This window comes from Acinetobacter sp. MYb10 (genome assembly GCF_002980175.2).
Lineage (GTDB): Bacteria > Pseudomonadota > Gammaproteobacteria > Pseudomonadales > Moraxellaceae > Acinetobacter > Acinetobacter guillouiae.
The window spans coordinates 586427-606799 of the sequence record NZ_CP058272.1 but is presented as its reverse complement, the minus strand read 5'-3'; the positions used below and the strand labels follow the sequence as shown (position 1 = coordinate 606799).

Here is a 20373-nt window from a genome sequence, read left to right as displayed (position 1 = left end):
AAAATTGAATTCATTTGTATCGTCAAAAAGAACTAATTTATTAGAAATTTTTAATGATGACATAAAGCCATTTTTTTATTTTTGCTAAAAAAAGTAGTGTTCTTTAAATTAATGCATATTTTCTAGCAACAACCAATGCCCCAGTTCTATTTTTTACACCTAATTTTATATAAATATTATTAATATGCCATTTTACAGTTGAAAGTGAGATAAATAGCTCATCTGCTATTTGTTTGTATTTTAAACCTGATTCTAACATGGCCAATAATTCTAGCTCTCTTTTTGAAAAATTTTCTTTATTAAATTTAATCTGCTCATTTTCATCACCTAAAGGAAGATAGCTACTCAATTCATTGATCAAATTTTTATAATTTTCATCTAAAGTAGATGCTGAACTCTTAATTAATTGAAGTGAATCTATAGAAAATTTTTCAAAATCAATAAATACACTAAAATATCCATTTTCAGTAGCCAAAAATAAAGCATGTTTAATCCGATCCAATGCTTCTTTCTTATTGTTTTCATATTTTAAGGCAATAAATGATTTTAAAATTAAAATTTTACTTAGCAAAAATTGATTGTTTTGCAATTGATTGTCATAAAGGAATTCATCAAGAAGATTACATGCCAACTTTAGGTTGTTTTTATTCAATTGTACTAATATATTGATATATTTATGATATATTTTAACTTCTAAGCACTGATCAGTACTGTCTTCCATGCTAATATCTATGCTATTTAAATAACTAACGCCTTTTTCAGTTTTATTTGAAAGTAAATACAATTCAACTTGCAGGTAATTGAGTAATATCTTTAGCCGTTGCGGATAAATTGAGATAATATCTTGAAGGTTCTCTCGTAAATTTTGTGTGTCAGTCCAATTTTTTTGCAGTTTATAAGAAGTCGAAATTCCAGCGAATGCTGTTTCAACTAAACCATGATTTTTAATATTTTTATATCCAATTTCAACATATTCTTGAGCTTTTGAAATTTGATTTAATTCATAGTAAATGGCTGATAATAGTTGTGAAATTGTAGGTAAAATAGAAGCATCTTCACCTATTTCTTCAATTGTTTTATAAAATTGCCTTCCTAAAATTTTTTGTGCACGATTATATAGACCACAATCAAAAATAAATAAGCCGTAAAGTAGATTAACCCAAATTTCGCCATATATACTGTCTGTATCTCTAATCACTTGTAGTGCGTATTCGATCGATTTTTGAGCTGAATCATAGTCAACATCCAATCTATAACTTAAGTAACTTGCACAAGATACAACTGCCTTATCAAAATTATCGGTGTTTTTATTTTTTTTAAACCAAGATTTTGATTTTTCTAAACTTATTTGTCGTTTATCCTGAAATGTTAATAAGACAATTTCAATCGAATCTAATTTAGCTGAATAAAACTGAAAATCCATTTCATTTAGATACTGATCATTTTGTAAAGCCACTCTGAGGTCATTTACTCTTTGTTTTGACTCCTCCCATTGATATGAAAATGCGAGTGACCATGCCAGCCAGTAAATTATTTTATTCCAATTAAAATATTTCTCATCTTTTAACTCCTTGACCCAATTAATTACTGTAGGTAATTCGCCTAAATTCTTAACTAAAATTTCACTGGTTTTATCAATAACTAGATTTTGAATATGTGGGTCTTGACTTAATTTTGCATAATAAGCAGATTTTTTATAATATTGATTTCTAATTGACCATATTGATGCTCGAACAAGTATTTTTTTTGACTTATTATCAACTTGTTGACTGAGTATGAATTCACGTAAGAGTGGATGAACTTTAAATTCTCTATTATTTCGATCTATATTTTCTATAAATGCTCCGCTATGATACAACTGTTTTAATCTGAATTTACTATCAGTGAACTTTAAAGCATAGTTGCAAAGTTCAGCATTCGCCATTTCAAGGGTAGAAAAACCTACCAGGAATTCTTGCATATCAGAATCCAAATTATCTAAAATTTGTTCTTTAAAAAGCTGTGAAAATGCATAATCCTCACCCGAAAGCTCGAATAGTTTTCGTACATTTTCTTTATTATTTAATAGATCCTTACATATAGATATGGCATATGGCCATCCTTGTGTTTTATTAAAAATAAACTCAAGTTGACTATTTGAAATATTCGTATCTAAATATTCGGAAACTTCGAAGCAATTAAAGCTTAAACTTGATGAATTAAATATTTTAATTTTCTGATTCAACTCTAAATGTGATATTTTAAATTTTGGAAATATACGTGATGCAATGATGACATGCCAGTTAACTTTTTTGATATCTAATAAAGCATCAATCTCATTATTAAAGCTAGTGCACTCTATTTTTTCATAATCATCAATAAAAATATAACATTGACCTGAAGTATATCTTTGTAAAAATTTTTCAATCGTTGAATCTTGTTCTAATTGATGATTAAAAAAATGACTTAAAGCCGTCAACAGAGAAGAGCTTCCTTGCTTTAGGTCAAAATTTGTCTTATCTAGCCAAATGCAGCAAATATCATCACTTATTTTCTCGAAATATTCAAAGCAGTAGGTCAAAACTGATGTCTTACCATAACCATCTGGTGCAAATAAGAAATTGAGCTGGATATTCTCTATAGATTGTCGAACTTTATAAAAACAAGAATGAACATAAATATTTTCATTCTTATTGTGCCTTCCTTGATTTGTTGAAAGCATTATCTTTCTTCCATAAATAAGTTATCATTATTTAAAAATTCTCTATCGTTGTTTTAATAATGATAATTTCTTCCGATATCTTTATTGTAGGGTATATTTTTTTTGATTTACAATGAAATTATGATTATTTTTTAAGCACACATTGTTTTAAATTCGCCTCCGTTTGCACTAGTTTTAAATCTATAGCAGGTTTTTGTACAATCAGTTGCTTTGATGCAATAAAATCTTTGGCTGAGTTTACACAGACTGCCATTTTTAGCACATTACCTTCAAAGTATAATCTTGAAAATCCACCATTTGTGAAGTCCTGCCTAATAATGACTTGATCATAGTGATCTATTACACCAGCTATTTGTAAACGTTTATCATATTGTTCAGACCAAAACCATGGTAAAGCACTATGCGGGATTGAATTTCCACTGAGTGTAGCTGCTGCCGTTTTGGCTTGATCAGCTGCATTTGCTAAGCACTCCATTCGAACTGATCGTTGTAAATGGTCGCTAGGAAACAAAGTACAATCACCAGCAGCGACGATATCTACGTTGGAGGTACATGCAAATTTATCTACGACAATTCCATTTTCAACTTCTAGATCTGCAGTTAATGCTAATTCTACATTGGGTATCACACCTATGCCGATGATGACAGCATCTGCATCGAATTTAGAACCATCATCGCATATCACACTTTCTACATGGTGCTTCCCTTGAATTTCCCGAATATCAATATTTGTTTTTATTTCAACACCATGCTCAGCATGAAGTTGAATAAAGTAATTCGACATAACTTCATCAAGATTTCTTGACAAAATTCTTGAATTCACTTCGAGAACTGTCACTTTAATGCCTTGTTCTATTAATACTGCTGCAATTTCTAATCCGATAAATCCAGCACCAATAATGACGACTTTTTTAACATATTTAAGATGCTCTCGTAGTTTTTGAGCATCACGAATATCTCTCAGATAATGTATGCCTTTTAACGTAGAACCGCGAATATTTAGTTTTCGAACTCTCCCACCCGTACACAAAGCTAATTTGTCATAATTTATTTCTTCACCAGAATCCAATATAATGCTTTTGTTATGAATTTGAATAAAGTCTACCGATGTAGATAATCGAAATTGAATCTGATATTTCTCAAAATCTGATTCAGGATGAATCAAAACTATATTAGATTGTTTTTTTAGGAATCCCTTTGAAAGTGGTGGGCGATGATAAGGCAATATATCCTCATTGCCAATCATCAATATTTCACCTTGCCACCCATACTGTCTTAATGATGTTGCAAGATGGATGCCTGCATGACTCATCCCAATAATGATACATTTCTGACTCATCTAGCAGCCCCCCTTCACATCGTTTAATTATTTCAAATAATATTCATCTCGTAATAAACGCTTCAACAACTTTCCGTTGGGTTCGCGAGGTAAATCCTGACGAAATTCATAACTGCGTGGGCATTTGATGGAAGAAATATGGCTTCGGCAAAAACTATCCAATTCTTTTATTAAGTCATCGCTTGCACGATGATGATTATACAATTGAACCACCGCATGCACAGATTCACCAAAGTATGGATGTGGGATGCCAATCACGGCAATATCCATAACTTCACTATGTTGAATCAAGATGTTTTCAGTTTCTTGAGGGTAAATATTAACTCCAGCAGAGATAATCATATTACTTTTACGATCAGTCAAATATAAGAATTTATCTTCGTCTAGATAACCGATATCTCCCACACATGCCCAACCTTTAATGTTATAAGCGTCTAGAGTTTTTGCAGGATCTTTATGATATGAAAATTTTGCAGAGTCAGAAAAATATACATTTCCAATTTTTCCTGTTGATAGTTCTTCACCTTCATCATCAAGAATATGGATAATTCCATAAATTGCCCGACCCACTGTGCCAGGATGATCAATCCAATCCTGAGTATTTGACATGGTCATGCCAATTTGCTCAGTACTACCATAATACTCATAGATAATTGGTCCCCACCATTCAATCATTTTCTGCTTGGTTGGAATGGAACATGGTGCAGCTGCATGGATAACAACTTTCAAACTTGAATTGTCATACTGATTAAGAATACTGAGTGGCAAATCCAGAATGCGATGAAACATTGTTGGTACCCACTGACTATGGGTAATTTTATATTTTTCTATCGTTTCTAATGCTTTTTCAGCTTCAAATTTTTCCATTAGCACCACTGTACCACCCAGAGTTAATATCGCTCTGCACCATTTAACTGGTGCTGCATGATAATATGGCGCTGGTGACAAATAGATCGTCTGGTCCGTTACGGCAAAAGCTTTTTCAACCTGATTTGCAATAATTTCTGTTGTACCTACAGGCAATCTAGTCAATTCAGGTTTAATACCCTTCGGCTGACCAGTCGTTCCTGCCGAATATAACATTTCATTCCCTTCAAGTAGTGTTCGATTTACTTGTATAGATGCCATTTTTAAAAGAGAATCAAGTTTAATAATGCCAGAAACATTTGAATCATCTAAAACGAATATGATTGGTTTTTTTTCTAATTGTTGAATCGCATCTACCAATTCTTGAGTACAATATTGAGCACTCAAAATAATGATTTTTGCATCACAGTCTTCGACAATATAAAGCACTTCAGGGAGTTTTAAGCGAGTATTAATAAAGGTGTAATACAAACCTGCATAGTGAGCACCACATTGTAAAGCGGGACACTCAATTCGATTTTCTGTCAAAAAAGCAACATGATCACCATATAGCAAGCCGAATGAATCATAAATATTCACAAATTTTAATGCATATTCATGTAAATCCTTATAACTTAAAGATTGTTGAGTTTCAGCTATAATGATCGCTGCTTTATTGGGGGTTTTTGTAGCATATATTCCTGCATAGCGGATTGTATTCTCAACATTCATACTTTTATCCTTTTATTAATATCTAACTTACTGACTGATTAATAAGACAGGCTTGATACAATCCCCAAGATGATTAGCAGCAATGGCCTCGTTGATTTGCTCGAATGGGTAAGTTCTGATCAATTTATCAATGGGTAATTGCCCTTTTTGGTAATAGCGAATTAATTCAGGAATAGACCGATCTGGATCGCTATCACCTTCAATAATTCCCTTAAAGCAGATCCCAGCCGGTACCATTTGCATAACAGTGCCAGGTAATTTTTGTTCAATCTTTTGCGGTACACCTACAAATCCATAAATGGCTTTGGGCGCCAGAACATTAAAGACATGCTCCATAACGATGTTTACTCCTGAGGTATCTAATGCATAATTAACCCCATCTGGTAGTATCTTATGGACTTCACTTTCAATGTCTTGCTCGTGCGGATTAATCACTGCTGTTGCACCTAACTCAAGCGCTAAGCGACGTCTAGCTTCATAAGGTTCAATCAAAATAATATGTTTACATTTCTGAATTACAGCAGCCATTACTGCGGCTAAACCAACCGTACCCCCACCAATAATCAATACTGACGAGTCAAGTTCACATGCTAAAGAACGGGTAATTGCACCAAAACCAGTTTGTATACCACAACCTAATGGTCCAATTAACTCTAATGGGATATTTTTAGGTACTGAAACGACATTACGTTGGTGAGCTACGGCATGACTTGCAAAGGATGATTGTCCAAAAAAACTGCAACCGATAGGATTTTGTTTGGAATCATGCAAGATTGGGCCATCTTTTCGGATGCCTGCAAAATTTAAAGACGTAAAGAAATAACAATATGCTGGCTGATTTTTCTTACAACTATTACATTCACCGCATGAGGAAAAACTCATTGCGACATGATCACCAACTTTAACTTTAGATACTTTTTTATCAATTTTCTCTACAACTCCTGCCCCTTCATGACCAAGTACTGCTGGCGAAATAATAGGAAAAACACCTGCATGCGCAACAAGATCTGTATGACAAATTCCAGCAGCAACAATTTTAATCAATACTTCTTCATCATTTGGTCCAGTAAGATCCAGTTGTTGAATACTAAAAGGCTGACTTGGACCGTATGAAACAGCAGCAATAATTTTCATTATTAAATTCCTTCTCTATGATCTTTTTCATATAACCTTAAACAGGAAATCTAGAACCCATCGTGTTTTTTTGGTATATGGCGGGTAGAATATGTGAGTCAAAAGCATGTTCGTTTTTAAAATTGCACGTTCATGTGAAAAAGCTTTAATCCCCCACTCAGCATGGTAATTACCAATTCCAGAATTATTTACGCCCCCAAAAGGCAAATTATTTTGAAGAAAATGCACCATAGTATGGTTAATGCAGGTTCCTCCAGCACTCGTATTCTGAATCACATGCTCAATACGCACTTTATCTTTACTCCAGACGTACAATGCTAATGGCTTTGGAGCAGCATTAATTTGATCTAATACTTCTTGAATATTTTTAAACGCAATAATGGGTAATATTGGTCCAAAAATTTCTTCTTGCATGATTGCAGCATCAGCTGGAATATTTGTAAGTAATGTAGGGGAAATAAAACATTTTTCTAGTATAACAATCCCACCATAGAGCACTTCTGCACCTTTTTCTTTTGCATCATCGAGCAAATGTGCAATACGGGCTGTGTGACGTTCATTTACAATACGTGCCAACTGGGCATTTTTTACATTTTCACCTTCACCATATATATTTGAAATATGTTGATTGAACTTGGAAATAAATTTATCTTTAATATTTTCAGCAATATATAAATGATCTGGTGCTACACAGGTTTGACCACAATTCAAAAATTTACCCCAAGCAAGCGTTTTCACTGCCATATCCAAATCAGCAGTTTCATCGATAATGATGGGCGACTTACCGCCAAGCTCCAAAGTTACACTGGTTAAATTTTTAGCCGCTGCGGTCATCACCACTTTTCCAATAGCAGGTGATCCAGTAAAGAAAATATGATCGAAAGGTAAAGTTAATAAACTTGTAGCAACAGAAGCATCACCTTCAAAAATAGCAACTTCGTTTTCCTCAAATGTTTCACGAATTATTTTCACCATAATTTTAGATAAATTTGGAGTCAATTCAGACGTTTTAATAATGATAGTATTTCCAGATGCAATTGCTGGAATAAGCGGCCCTAAGGTCAATGTCAATGGATAGTTCCAAGGAGAAATAATGAGACAGCGACCTCTAGGCTCGTAACGTACTTGTGATGATGTGCCCAACATCATCATCGTTGTTTTAATTTTTTTGGGTTTTAGCCACGTTTTTAAATGTTTACAAGTATGCTCAAGCTCCATTAGGACTGATAAAATTTCAGTAATCTCTAACTCCATGGCTGGTTTATTAAAATCAGCAGCACCAGCAGCAATAATTTGGGCTTTATTATTTTCTATGCTTTTACGCAATTTTTTTAATTTAGCAATTCTTTGACCAACAGTTGAATTACGTAATCTTAAAGCAGTTGGCTGTTGTATCTTAAAGACACGTAATAATTCATCATTTGAAACATTTTTTTCAGACTCTGAAAAGTGCAAAGTTTCAGCATTCATTCTCGTATTCCTTTCAAATAAATTCGCCCGACATAAAACCTCAATGAAAGTGCTAATATTCCTTACTTTTTACTATGGATGATTAAAAAAGAATGTACATCGTCAAAAAGGACTAATCTAAAATCAAAATTTTTTAATTGATAATAAGTAATTGTTTTTTGATATTTAATTCGATGTGAGATCATCTTAATCCTTATAATTAGTCCATATGGTCGATGTATTTAAAAAAAATATTTATACAATTTTTCTATCTAGATCACTTTGGCAAGCAAGGAATTCAGATGGGACAAGCCTATATTATTGCTGCGACGCGTACAGTTAACGGCTTAAGTCATGGAATAATTTCGTCATTTAATCCAAGTGAATTATTATCTTTTGTTTTTAATTCATTGATTCTAAAAACTAAATGTGATCCTGAATTTATTGAACGTGTTTTAATCGGTTTCGTAAATCATCCAAATGCAAATATCAAAAAAATGACAAATGACGCTTTAGCACACTCGATACTATCCCCACAACAACTGGTAAATAGGCTTGAATATCAACATAATACTGCACAGCAAACCTTACACTATGCTGCGCAAATTGTAATGTCTGAAACACACGATATTGTTATTGCTTCAGGAGTCGAAAATCATCTCAGCCGTGATCAGCAGATGTGGATGCCCAATGATGCAAACAAATCTAGATTTTTTTTAAAGGATACTGCTTTAAATCAAAACGCTCATATGCTTTCAGTGAAGCAATTAAACTATGCTATGGAATTATTGAAAAAATATCGATTAAATCGAGATTTGCTTGATTATTATAGTTTTAATAGCCACTTTAAGGCACTCAGTGCCTGGCAAGCAAATAAATTCGAAGCTGAAATCATTCCAATGCTACACAACTTTGAAAATTCCTCTGCATCCCCTATGCGTATCCAGGATGAATCTATAATTGAATATATTTCTTGGTCAATTTTTACTAAATCTCCGACTATTTTACCTGATCTCCCGATGACATCTAAACATATCAGTTCCAATACATATGGTGCATCTGGATTAATCATTGCTAATGATCGAGGTTTAAAATTATTGAAAACGCCACCAATCGCACGAATTTTGTATATGAATAGCTTGCAGTCCAACCACAAGGACATTGATGCAAATATATTTTTTGCCACACAAAATGCACTAGAAAAAACAGGATTGACCATTAATCAAATTGATCTCTATGAAATGAATGAGGTTTTTACACCCCTACCTCTCGCTTGGTTGAGTGTTCTAGGGGCTGACCCAGACAGATTAAATATTCATGGTGGAACATTAGCCCTTGGAGAGTCATGTGGATCTATAAGTACCCGTATGATGACGACGCTATGCCATGCATTAATAACCACTCAGGCGAGATATGGTATGCAAATTCAATATGATAAAAAAGATTGTATCCAGATTACGATTATCGAAAAAGTTTAATTCTAGGTATTGAACTAAATATGCAATACCGAGAATCAGTGCAAAAGAATTTTTATTTACAGGCTCTAATTAACCCTTAACCAAATTTGGCTTCTACCCAGTGCTGAAATTCCTAAATAACCTCGAAGCTTCAGTTTTTTTCCGTTTTCAACCAACTCACCTTCTAGACTATAAGTACGACCAGAATCTGGGTCTAAAATTTTTCCATCTTTAAATTTTCCATTTTCTACTAATTTTAAATTATTAATTACGGTCGTACCCTGTAGGCGTTTTCCCCTTAACCTACCGTTACAAGTTTTACAGGTCAATTTATTTTCTACATCAAATACATCTATGATACTGCCATTATAGGTATTATCTTTTACTTTTTTAATTTCTATAAGAAATTTGGGCTTGCCAGTTTTATCATCAATGGTCTTCCATTTTGTGCCTTGAATCGAATCATTTGCCCAGGAAGTTGAAGCTAGAAAAGCACTTGCTGCTAAAATTAAAATTTTATTCATAAAAGTATCCTTTTATTTATGGCCTTATTTTCAAGCCAGAAGCTAAACTCATATGAGTTTCAGAAAATTTATTATTTTTTAATACCTGAATTAAAAAACAACCAAAAATAAGCTATCAAAAGGTGGCTCTCATTTATTCATCACAAAGAACTAATTTAGAGTTTGATCAGGCATATATTTTAGCCATCAGCCAAGTAGAAATAACGAATCGAAAAACGTAAAGGCAAAAACCAACCTTTTTCTCAGGTTTATTTTTTCTATTTTTTTGTCATCTTGATAAAGATAGCAAATTACATCAGGGTGAAAACCAAGGAAATGACAATGAGAACGATCAATAAATCTACTCCATCCGATCACGCATTACGCGAGTTAACTAAAGCCCCTTTGATTGCTTTACCAACTTTATTCTTGTTTATCATCTGTCTAAGCATTCTGGCAATTGTCGATTACTGTGTAATCCTTGGGATGGTTCCACTATGGATTGGCATGATCATTAATGGATTTACAATCTATTTTTTATTTAGCCCAATACATGATGCATCTCATGGTGCATTTTCGCGAATAAAATGGATCAATGAAATTCCAGGCCATATAGGCATGATTTTCTTTGGTCCTATCGCGCCATTCAATCTAGCACGTTTTATCCATATGCAGCACCATCGCTGTACCAATGAAAAAGAAAATGATCCAGATTATTTTGGACATAAGATGGATATTTTCTTTCCATTACGTTGGAGCAATTTTGACTACTTTTATTCCAAGTATTTCTTTTTGCGCGCTAGTCAAGCAATGCGTAAACGTTTATTACCTCACTTAGTGATTCATTTCGCTTCAATAATTGGCGTTTTAGCAGCTTTAATTTATTTTGGATATGGTCTTGAAGCGCTTATGTTATGGATTTTACCAACAAGGATTAGTTCATTCTTATTTGTGACTGCATTTGTATTCTTGCCACATGAGCCATTTCAAAGTACAGCGAAAGAAAATGAGTATCGAGCAACGAATGTACGGCCTGGTGCTGAATGGTTACTTACTCCATTACTTACCTACCAAAATTATCATTTAATGCATCATCTTTATCCTACTGCACCCTTCTACCGTATGCTGAAACTGTGGAAATTAAAACATGAGCATCATGTCGCCAATGATCCTTTGATTATAAAAACTTTTGGTCTTGCACCAATAAAAAGCGATCAGACAAAAATGAAAAATGATGTGAGTAGCTAAGATGAAAAAATGGCAATGTCGATATTGTTCGTTTATTTATGATGAAAAAGTTGGAATTCCTGAAGATGGAATAGCACCGGGAACATCTTTGGATCAATTTTCAGATGATTGGATGTGTCCAGATTGTGGCGCAACTAAAGAAGATTTTGAGGAAATATTTTAAAACTTATTTCGAGGCAATCAATCTGTAATGACGTGATCTTTGCCTCACTTTAAAGTTTTCTAAAGATTTATTTTTTCAAGGAGTGAGAAAATGAACAATATTTTAACAACAAAGCTCAATCCACCAGTATCAATAAAACCGCAGATTGAACGTACTCTTATATTTAATCATTTAGACCAATATACGAAGGTTAAATTGATTTCTGTGATAGCTCCTGCTGGATTTGGTAAAACTACATTTTTAAATCAACTTTATCTTCAACAAAAGAAATATCGTAAAGTCATTTGGATGACGCTTGATAATGCAGACAATGACTTCAATCGTTTTATTCAACATTTATCATATATTTGGTTTAAAACGACGAATCAACCATTTAATAATAATTTTCTTGAAAATATTACTCAGTATTCAAATCCCTTTACAATATTCTTAGATCAAGTAGAACATATTTATGATGAATCAACGCTCAAGTTTTTACAGCAGATCATAGATTATTTACCTTCACATAGCCAAATTGTCATCGGTTCTCGACAGTTACTGCCATTAAAAATTGCCTCATTACGCATTCGTTGTCAAATTTTAGAAATTAATCAAGAAGCACTCAGTTTCAATGCAGATGAGATAAATAAGCTTGCTCTAAATGATTATGGCTTTCAGCTCAATCCAAATGAAATTAACCTGTTACTTAAAAAAACAGGAGGTTGGATTGTTGCGATTCAACAATTTGGTTTAACTTTAACTTCAAGACATTCTCTATGTACACAAATTCAAAAGTTTTCAATTAACCATACTGAACTTAATCATTTTTTAAGTGAAGAAGTCTTAAATCAATTACCCAATAATCTTCAGGATTTTTTATTGAATTGTAGTGTCTACTCGCAATTTTCTGTTGCTGATTGTGATTGGTTGCTCAAAACAAATAATAGTGCCCATTTACTCAAACAGTTAGAACAAAAAAATCTTTTCCTTATCCCTATGGATCAGCAAGGTGAAAAATATCGTTTCCATAGTTTATTCTTAAGTTATTTACGTAATCAGTTTAAAAGTATATACCCAGAAAAATTTAGATCACAGCATTTACGTGCTGCAAAACGTCTACTTTATTTAAATCAACCTATTGAAGCCATTGAGCACTATTTGCTTGCAAAAGAGTTTGACAAGTGCGTCGAACTTTTGACTCTACATGGCCAAGCATTATTAGAAAAAGGTAGAGTGCGATTTTTATTACGCTGTTTGGATCAAATACCAGCGCATATTTTTGAAAATTTGCAACACTTACAAACAGCATATACATTAGCTTTAATTTTAAACCGCCGTTATGATGAAGCTAAATATGTCATCGAGAAAATGAAAAGGCAAAAATTGCTGTCTAATATTGAAACTAAAATATTAGATTGCTTATGGCTCTCAATGACAGATCGTATAGCAGAAAGTTTTGCTGCCTGTGAAGAACTTTATAATAGACAAAATGAATCTGATAACTTGTTGAATAACTTTTTTATTTCAATTTATTCCCATTACTTAATTGCATATAACAAAATTGATTATGCTCGAAAACTGATTCATAAAGTTATCAATAATTCTCGATATAATCGAAATACTTTTGTACAAACGCTTTATGAGTACAATGAAGGTTGTATAGAGTTACAACAAGGTCATTTAAATCAAGCTTATATTAGATGGTATACAAATTATAATTGTAGCTGGCGAGAACATCAGAATAGTGTATCTGGTGGTCATGCAATGATTGGAGTTCCTTTAGCTGAAATTTTATATGAAAGAAATCAGTTAGAGGAATCATTTAGTTTAATCAAAAATTGTCTCCCTTACGCACGTCAAAATGGACACATAGATTCATTAATATCTGCCTATAGTCTATTTGCTAAAATTGAATACAGGTTAAATCATGATAAAACTGCAGCATTATGCTGTCTTAAAGAACTTGAATATATTGGAGCAGATTTTAACTTTACCCGTGTTAAAGCTAATGCGCTCCTTGAACAAGCAAGAATACATTGGCTGAATAAAGATTATTATCTTGCTCATAAAATTTTAAATGAAATCATTGATTTGGATGTTTGGCGTACACTAGATCATTTTTATATGCCAGCTCAATATCTCGATACTCCCCAAATGCTTATATGGCGAATTGATATAAGTAATAATGATGGAAAAAAGCATGAGGGAAAAATTCAAGACCTAATTAAACATGCACAAACTTTACTTCATGAAAGACGTGCGATTAAATTAAAAATGATACTTTCTACTCTTTATTTTAGCGAAAATAATCAGAAACAAGCCTTTGATTGTTTTACAAGCATCCTGTTAGATATTGGTAATGAAAAGTACCTTAGAAGCTTTTTAGACGAAGGCCCTATTATGCATAAATTAATTTATGCTTTTTATGAAAATTATAGTGAATCATTTCACCTAGATTCAAATACTCGTAAAATTTTAGAACTGTTAATTTCGCTAGTTGATCATTCTAAAATCAAAGAAGTACACCCAAATATAAAGAATGTATCTTATGATGCTTTAAGTAAACGAGAATTAGAAATTTTAAGTCATGCCGCTGAAGGATTACGTAATCAAGAAATTGCAGATAAAATATTTTTAGCAGTAACAACGGTTAAGGCCCATCTTAGACGTATACACTCTAAACTGGATGCACATTCTCGTACAGAAGCTGTTGCCATAGCGAGGAAGAATGGATGGTTATAGTGATCAATAGGCTAAACTATTAACGGCGTATGAATGTGCCCACCAATATATTTTCTAATAGCCTAAATCAGAGACATTCGCTCTGATTTTTATGAAAAAAGCATCAATGATCAAAGAAAATTTAAAGGTAATTCCGTCGTATACTTAATTTGCTCCATCGCAAAACTGGAGCTCACATCAGTAAGACCAGAAATTTGAATTATTTTTTTATAGACTTTGTCATACTCAAGCACATCGGGTACAGCGACTTTTAACAAATAATCAGTCTCTCCAGCCATTCGATACACTTCTATAACTTCATCGATTGTATGGATATGATTGTGAAATTTTTCAATCCATTCTGCATTATGTTGTGCTGTTTTAATAAAAACCATAACAATCACATTGATATTTAGTTTTTTACGATCTAATAAAGCAACTTTAGCGCGAATGATGCCTTCTTCTTCCATTTTATGAATGCGTCGCCAACATGCGGTATTACTTAATCCAATACGATCTGCGATATCGCCAATCGCCCAAGTACAATCTTTTTGTAATAGTTCTAAAATGCCACGATCGTATTTATCTAGCTGTAATTTCATGCAGTTCACTTTATATAAGAAATTAAAAAAATGAGTCATTGATTTGTCTATTATTGGAATAATATTCTATTTTTGACAAGATAAATAGATTTTTAATTCTTAATGCTGATTACTTGAAACTCTCATTCAAATAAAGATTAGTTCAGATAAGTTATGGCTCTATTCACTGTTTTTTAACGCATTACAAATAAGAATACGGCGTTATAGCGATTGGAAAAGTTCTTGTAGTGTTTGAATAAACCACGTTCGGGCCTCTATGTCATCTCGATGGTTATACCAATTGGCACTCACGTTAAACGGTTTAACTGAAAATGGTAATTCAAAAATATTGACATCCCCATTACGCGCATATACTTTTGCTGCCCGTGAAGGCAAAGTCACTAATAATTCAGAACTGGTCACAACATCTTGTAAAACACTAAAATGAGGAAGCTCAAGCATGATTTTTCTTTTTAAGTCCAATTCTTTCAGCCTTTGATCAATTTCAATGTGACCCGTTGAAGATTTAATAGCCGCATGATTTTCTTGAAAATATTGTTCTAAACTCAGTGTATCCCTGATACGTGGATGGTACTTATGCGCAATGCACATATAGCGTTCTTCAAATAAATTTCGTGATTCAATTTTAGGCATAACGGTATAACTACTATTGAATACAGCAACATCTAAAAAACCTTCAGTCAGCCATTCTTCTACTTTATGAGATTGAATTTCTTCGATTTCCACCTTAATAAATGGTGCTTCTTTAGAAAGATATTGAATTAACGAAGGTAACAGACATATTTCACCTAAATCAGATAAGCCTAAACGAAATATCCGAGTTGAGGTTTTTGGGTCAAAGTATTTAGACGCTGTAATTGCTATTTCAATATCGGTAATTGCTTGCCTAAAGCTTGGGTATAAACTTTGTGCCAACTTGGTCGGTTTGACTCCAAATTTGTCTCGTTCAAATAAAGGGTCATTTAAAAATTTACGTAGGCGATTTAGATTATAGGTGACAGAAGGTTGGCTTAAATTGAGGCGTTCGGCCGCGTGACTAATATTTTTAGTTTCAAAAACGATAATAAAAACTTTAATAAGACTTAGATCAATCAATTGTAAAATCTCTATTGAATGAGGGAGGTAGACCTCCCTACTCTACTTTTAGATTTGTAGCGCTTTCACCGCCAATTTTGTTTTTTTCAAGCGTAAGTGAATCATTGAAACACTCATTACTGCAATAATACAGGGGATTGATAATGCAATAAAATTATAATTAATTGGCAAACTTAAGCTTAATAACCAACCACATAAGATTGGCCCTAAAATTGCGCCTAAGCGCCCCACACCTAAAGCCATTCCTAAGCCTGTTGCACGAATATTGGACGAATAAAATTGGGACATATACGCCAATAATAAGATTTGCCCACCAATTGATGCAGCACCTGCAACAGCAATACAAAAATAAAGAATGATCGTCGGTAAATTATAACTCAGTAAAATTAATGCGATCGCACCACTTAAAAACAGTGAGCATAATACCTTTGCAAGATTAAAACGATCCGCTAAGTAGCCACCACAAATTGCGCCAAGCATTCCCCCAATATTTAAAGCCAATAGAAAAACCAAACTGGTCGATAAATCATAGCCTGCTTCTACCATTAATTTAGGTAACCAATTGCCTAAAGCATAGACCAGTACAAGCGCCATAAATACGCTGCCCCAGAATAAGAGTGTTACCATCCCACGATTTTCTGCAAATAAATCCTTGATCGGGGTTTTAGAGGTAGATTGATTGTCTTGATGAAGACCAATTTGAGTCTGAGACGTATAGGTAATATTGCCGTCAATTTGTTTGAGGATCTCAATGGCTTGGTCGGTTTTATCACGGCGTACCAAATAATCAATCGATTCGGGTAACAGCTTCCAGATTATGGGAATGAGTAAAAGTGGTGTACCTCCTAGAATAAACATAATTTTCCAACCAAATTGCGGGACTAGCCACATTCCTAATAAAGCTGAACACATCCCACCGACTGCATAGCCACTAAACATTAAGGAAACCAAGGTTGAGCGTAGTTTTTTAGGTGCATATTCCGTCATCAAGGCGATTACATTTGGCATGACCCCGCCTAAACCCAAACCAGCCAAAAACCGAAAGATTCCAAAACTTTGTGGATTATTGGCATAACCACAAAGTAAAGTAAAACCACTGAATAAACAGATACATAAAATAATTAATTTTTTGCGGCTAAATCCATAGCTTTCTAATTTATCACTCAGGCTACCGAAAATAATTGCACCAAACATCATCCCAAATAAGGCGACACTGCCCAGAAATCCAGCCGTAATGCTGTCAATTTTCCATTCTGCCATCAACTTGGGTAAAGCAACACCGTAAATCACTAGATCATAACCATCAAAGATAATAATCAATGCACTGAGTAGAATCACCCGCCAATGAATGGCTTTTAATTTAGCATGATCAATAATTTCATTTGCATTTATGATTTGCATAATAGACCTCCCTGGTCATATTGTCCTGTTTGTAATCTTTGTTGTTTAAGTCGTCATTTCAGTGTGCTGTAGTTGTTTTGCTAATGCTGCTTTAGCTGTCTGAATATCATCTTCAAGCGAATGCTGCCACAACCAGTCAAAACGCTGTGCCAAATGTTGGCCTATTGATTCAAAATCAGGATATTTCGATGAATATAGCTCATAGATTTCACCTGATTCACGTGAGGTATTTTGAACTTTTACGGCGCGCGCTAATCGAACTTGCTCATAGATTTCTGATACAGCTTTGATAGATTCAGATGTCAGCTCAGGGTTTTCTAATAATTTAGCTAAAATCAAAGCATCCTCTAGACCTTGTCCGGCACCAGCACCTTGATGCGGTAACATGGCATGAGCAGCATCGCCAATCAAAATCACATTATTGCTTTTGTTTTTATAGCTTTCTAAAGGTTGAATTTCATGTAATGCCCAAATTGTTGGTGAGTCGATCAGATCCAATAATGCCTTACAACTCTCGCTCCAGTCTGCAAAATCAGCCAGCATCGTTTGTTTTGAAACAGGCGATGTCCATGGTGTATTCTCTGCTAATACGGTTTGAGTGCGATCCGACTTAAATGCGACAATGTTAATTTCTTCACCCTGACGGATTGGGAAAGTTAAGATATGTTTATCTTTCCCTAAAAGCATTTGCGGTACATCGGCAATTTCTGCGTCATTTCCCAGTTTTGCAATCGCTTGTTTAAAATCTTGAAATTTAATAATTCCACGATATGCCCACGTCCCTGAAAACTGAGGTTCAACACGCGCTAATTGATTAGAGTCAAGCACATGGTTTCGAACAACTGAACGGATCCCGTCACAACCAATCACATAATCAAATGTAATATGTTGACCATCGATAAAGTGAATTGTCGCCTGTTCTTCATCTGCCTCAACTTCTTGTACACGTTTATTAAAATGTACATTTGTTAAAGGCACCAACGGAATTAAACGATCGAGAAAATCTGCACGATGTACCGAAGACTGCCCGACTTGTGGTGCAATCGATGCAGATAGATACTCATCGGTATAACCATTACGCCATTGAAACCAAATATCGGTGTATGGTGCCTTTACCTGATCTGCAATAGATTCATACTCTTGGCTTAGACCTAATAATTGAATGGCTTTAACTGCATTGGCACCAAACGAAATCCCTGCACCAATTTCAGAAAACTGTGATGCAGACTCAAAGAGATGTACATCTAAATGTTTATTTTTGACCAATTGAGTCGTGAGTGCTAAGCCCGCAATACCACCACCAATCACAGCAACTCTAATTTTTTTGTCCATTTTTAGCATTCCTTACTAAATTGCTTAGAATTCTATAATTGGTTATTTTTTAGAATAAATCCAATTTATAATTTTAGGTTTATACTATCTAAATTTTTGATATTTAGCTAAAATTGCTATTGCCACTCAATCTGTTCTCTCTTACTTTCAATATACAAAGCTATGCTCACGATAAGACGATATTGGTGACGTTTTTGAAATAAAGCTCACTATCAGTGGCGAAAAGATGATTTAACTTAAGTAGACTTAAATAGATTAATTTTGAGAGTTAATAAAATCTTCTCTATATTTTTGAGGGGATTTATTTGTTGAAAACTTAAACCAAGTGATGAACGCATTACTTGTATAGAACCCTAAAGATTTGGAAATGTGTGAAATTTTATGGTCATAATTTTCTAGATATTTTTTAGCTAATTCAAACCTGACCTCATCCAAAATTAAGCTATATTTAGTATTTTCCTCATGCAATCTTCGACTTAGTGTACGAACACCTATTTCAAGTTTTTCAGCAATAAATTCACGTGAAAAATTTCCATTGCTATAAAGTTGAGAATATAAAAGTGATCGAACATTGTTGGAAAAAAAACTTATTTCGCCTGATTCTTTAATAATTGATTTTGCAAAACTTTCTATATTTTCATATAAAGCACGATTGGCAGTGACTAACGGAAGTTCTAAAGCATTTTTAGATAAAATAATAGCCGATTCTGATTGTCCAAAGTATACCGGACATTTAAAAAAATCATTATAGAATTTATTGTCTGAACGATTTGAAATATCATGCTTAAAGTGGACAGCTTTTAAAATTTCCGTGCTATCACTTTTGATTAGATAAAGAATTTTAGCCCACCACGCTAATTTATATTCAGTTGCATATCTGACGAAATCGGCCCCACCAAAAAAGCACTTCCACTCTAACATGATGTCTTCAGTGCTTTTACTTAACTCAATTTTTCCAATACTTCCATTTAACTCAAAGTATTTTTCGAAAGTTTCAATCGCATTCTGTAGTGATGAACTAATTTCGATTAGATAGCCAAGTACACCATTTGCTAAAGAATTATTTTTTTCAAAGAATTTTAGTACAACTAAAGAGTCTTTTGAATTCTTATATAGATATAAAATAATTTTTTCAAAATATATGAATGAGATAAATGAATTTGGGTCAATAAGAGAAACTTCATTTAAATTGCATTGATCAAGTAACGCTTCTCTTCTCACATTGAAGAAGTCACAATTATCTAGAACGTGAAGAATTAAACCAACTCGAATTTTACCAGTTGACATAGTGTGCGTACTCAATATTCCTCCACATTTATGATTACATAAATTCAATCATTCATATAGCAATTCACATGTGATGATAATTATAAGGAATATATTAAATGCATTCAACCATGTTAATAATCACATGGTTTTAAATAATAATTATTTAATCTGAATCATGACAAGGCATTGTTAGGTCTATTTTAATTGATATTTTGTAAGTTTCAATATTTCATCTTGGTGGATTTAGTATATTGAAGTAATTAGCATTTTATTATTTTTGATTTCTGCCAAACCATTACTTATTTAGGCGTTCAAATCAATGTTTATTCTTTAAAAACAATAACTTGAATTTAAATACGTATGCTTTATTGTGTCGTTCATTGTTCCAAAAAAATATTTTAT

Annotated in this window: 15 protein-coding genes; 4 read left to right on the top strand and 11 right to left on the bottom strand. The window is 33.4% G+C overall.

The genetic code is table 11. From position 1 onward, the window contains the following. Positions 1-103: 103 nt before the first annotated feature. The 5 genes from CQZ96_RS21850 to CQZ96_RS02780 form a co-directional block, all read right to left on the bottom strand. Positions 104-2701: a helix-turn-helix transcriptional regulator gene (locus CQZ96_RS21850; RefSeq protein WP_171287868.1), complete on the bottom strand. Its 2598-nt coding sequence runs from the start codon at positions 2699-2701 to the stop codon at positions 104-106. A 124-nt stretch (positions 2702-2825) separates the two neighbouring features. Continuing rightward, a complete protein-coding gene (locus tag CQZ96_RS02795; RefSeq protein WP_105712628.1) occupies positions 2826-4040 on the bottom strand; it encodes an NAD(P)/FAD-dependent oxidoreductase in 1215 nt (404 codons plus the stop codon). Positions 4041-4067: 27 nt separating this feature from the next. Next, a complete protein-coding gene (locus CQZ96_RS02790; protein WP_105712627.1) occupies positions 4068-5618 on the bottom strand; it encodes an AMP-binding protein in 1551 nt (516 codons plus the stop codon). Positions 5619-5645: 27 nt separating this feature from the next. Continuing rightward, a complete protein-coding gene (locus CQZ96_RS02785; protein WP_105712626.1) occupies positions 5646-6752 on the bottom strand; it encodes an NAD(P)-dependent alcohol dehydrogenase in 1107 nt (368 codons plus the stop codon). Between the two features lie 27 nt (positions 6753-6779). Then, the gene (locus CQZ96_RS02780) at positions 6780-8222 is read right to left on the bottom strand and encodes an aldehyde dehydrogenase family protein (RefSeq protein ID WP_105712625.1); all 1443 of its coding nucleotides are present in this window, start codon (positions 8220-8222) and stop codon (positions 6780-6782) included. Between the two features lie 281 nt (positions 8223-8503). On the opposite strand from CQZ96_RS02780, the gene CQZ96_RS02775 reads away from it, so the two are divergent. Beyond that, on the top strand, positions 8504-9679 hold the full coding sequence (locus CQZ96_RS02775; protein WP_105712624.1) for a hypothetical protein: 1176 nt from the start codon (positions 8504-8506) through the stop codon (positions 9677-9679). A 65-nt stretch (positions 9680-9744) separates the two neighbouring features. On the opposite strand, the gene CQZ96_RS02770 is transcribed toward CQZ96_RS02775, so the two are convergent. After that, on the bottom strand, positions 9745-10182 hold the full coding sequence (locus CQZ96_RS02770; protein ID WP_105712623.1) for a DUF2147 domain-containing protein: 438 nt from the start codon (positions 10180-10182) through the stop codon (positions 9745-9747). 321 nt (positions 10183-10503) lie between these two features. Between CQZ96_RS02770 and CQZ96_RS02765 the strand changes: the two genes are divergently transcribed. From CQZ96_RS02765 to CQZ96_RS21590, 3 genes are all read left to right on the top strand, one after another. Continuing rightward, positions 10504-11409, top strand: a complete 906-nt coding sequence (locus CQZ96_RS02765; protein WP_105712622.1) for a fatty acid desaturase — start codon at positions 10504-10506, stop codon at positions 11407-11409. Position 11410: 1 nt separating this feature from the next. Next, a complete protein-coding gene (locus tag CQZ96_RS02760; RefSeq protein WP_096734127.1) occupies positions 11411-11572 on the top strand; it encodes a rubredoxin in 162 nt (53 codons plus the stop codon). Positions 11573-11662: 90 nt separating this feature from the next. Beyond that, complete coding sequence (locus tag CQZ96_RS21590; protein WP_228722770.1) at positions 11663-14293, top strand: LuxR C-terminal-related transcriptional regulator; 2631 nt, start codon at positions 11663-11665, stop codon at positions 14291-14293. Between the two features lie 110 nt (positions 14294-14403). On the opposite strand, the gene CQZ96_RS02745 is transcribed toward CQZ96_RS21590, so the two are convergent. From CQZ96_RS02745 to CQZ96_RS02725, 5 genes are all read right to left on the bottom strand, one after another. Beyond that, positions 14404-14874, bottom strand: coding sequence for an Lrp/AsnC family transcriptional regulator (locus CQZ96_RS02745; RefSeq protein ID WP_004720411.1), 471 nt, complete (start codon positions 14872-14874; stop codon positions 14404-14406). A gap of 201 nt (positions 14875-15075) precedes the next feature. Beyond that, positions 15076-15969 carry a LysR family transcriptional regulator gene (locus CQZ96_RS02740; protein ID WP_105712620.1) on the bottom strand — a complete coding sequence of 298 codons (894 nt, stop codon included), beginning with the start codon at positions 15967-15969 and terminating at the stop codon, positions 15076-15078. A 48-nt stretch (positions 15970-16017) separates the two neighbouring features. Continuing rightward, complete coding sequence (locus tag CQZ96_RS02735; RefSeq protein ID WP_105712619.1) at positions 16018-17370, bottom strand: MFS transporter; 1353 nt, start codon at positions 17368-17370, stop codon at positions 16018-16020. 45 nt (positions 17371-17415) lie between these two features. Continuing rightward, complete coding sequence (gene salA, locus CQZ96_RS02730) at positions 17416-18702, bottom strand: salicylate 1-monooxygenase (RefSeq protein WP_105712618.1); 1287 nt, start codon at positions 18700-18702, stop codon at positions 17416-17418. 255 nt (positions 18703-18957) lie between these two features. Beyond that, on the bottom strand, positions 18958-19989 hold the full coding sequence (locus CQZ96_RS02725) for an AraC family transcriptional regulator (RefSeq protein ID WP_105712617.1): 1032 nt from the start codon (positions 19987-19989) through the stop codon (positions 18958-18960). Between the last annotated feature and the right edge of the window lie 384 nt (positions 19990-20373).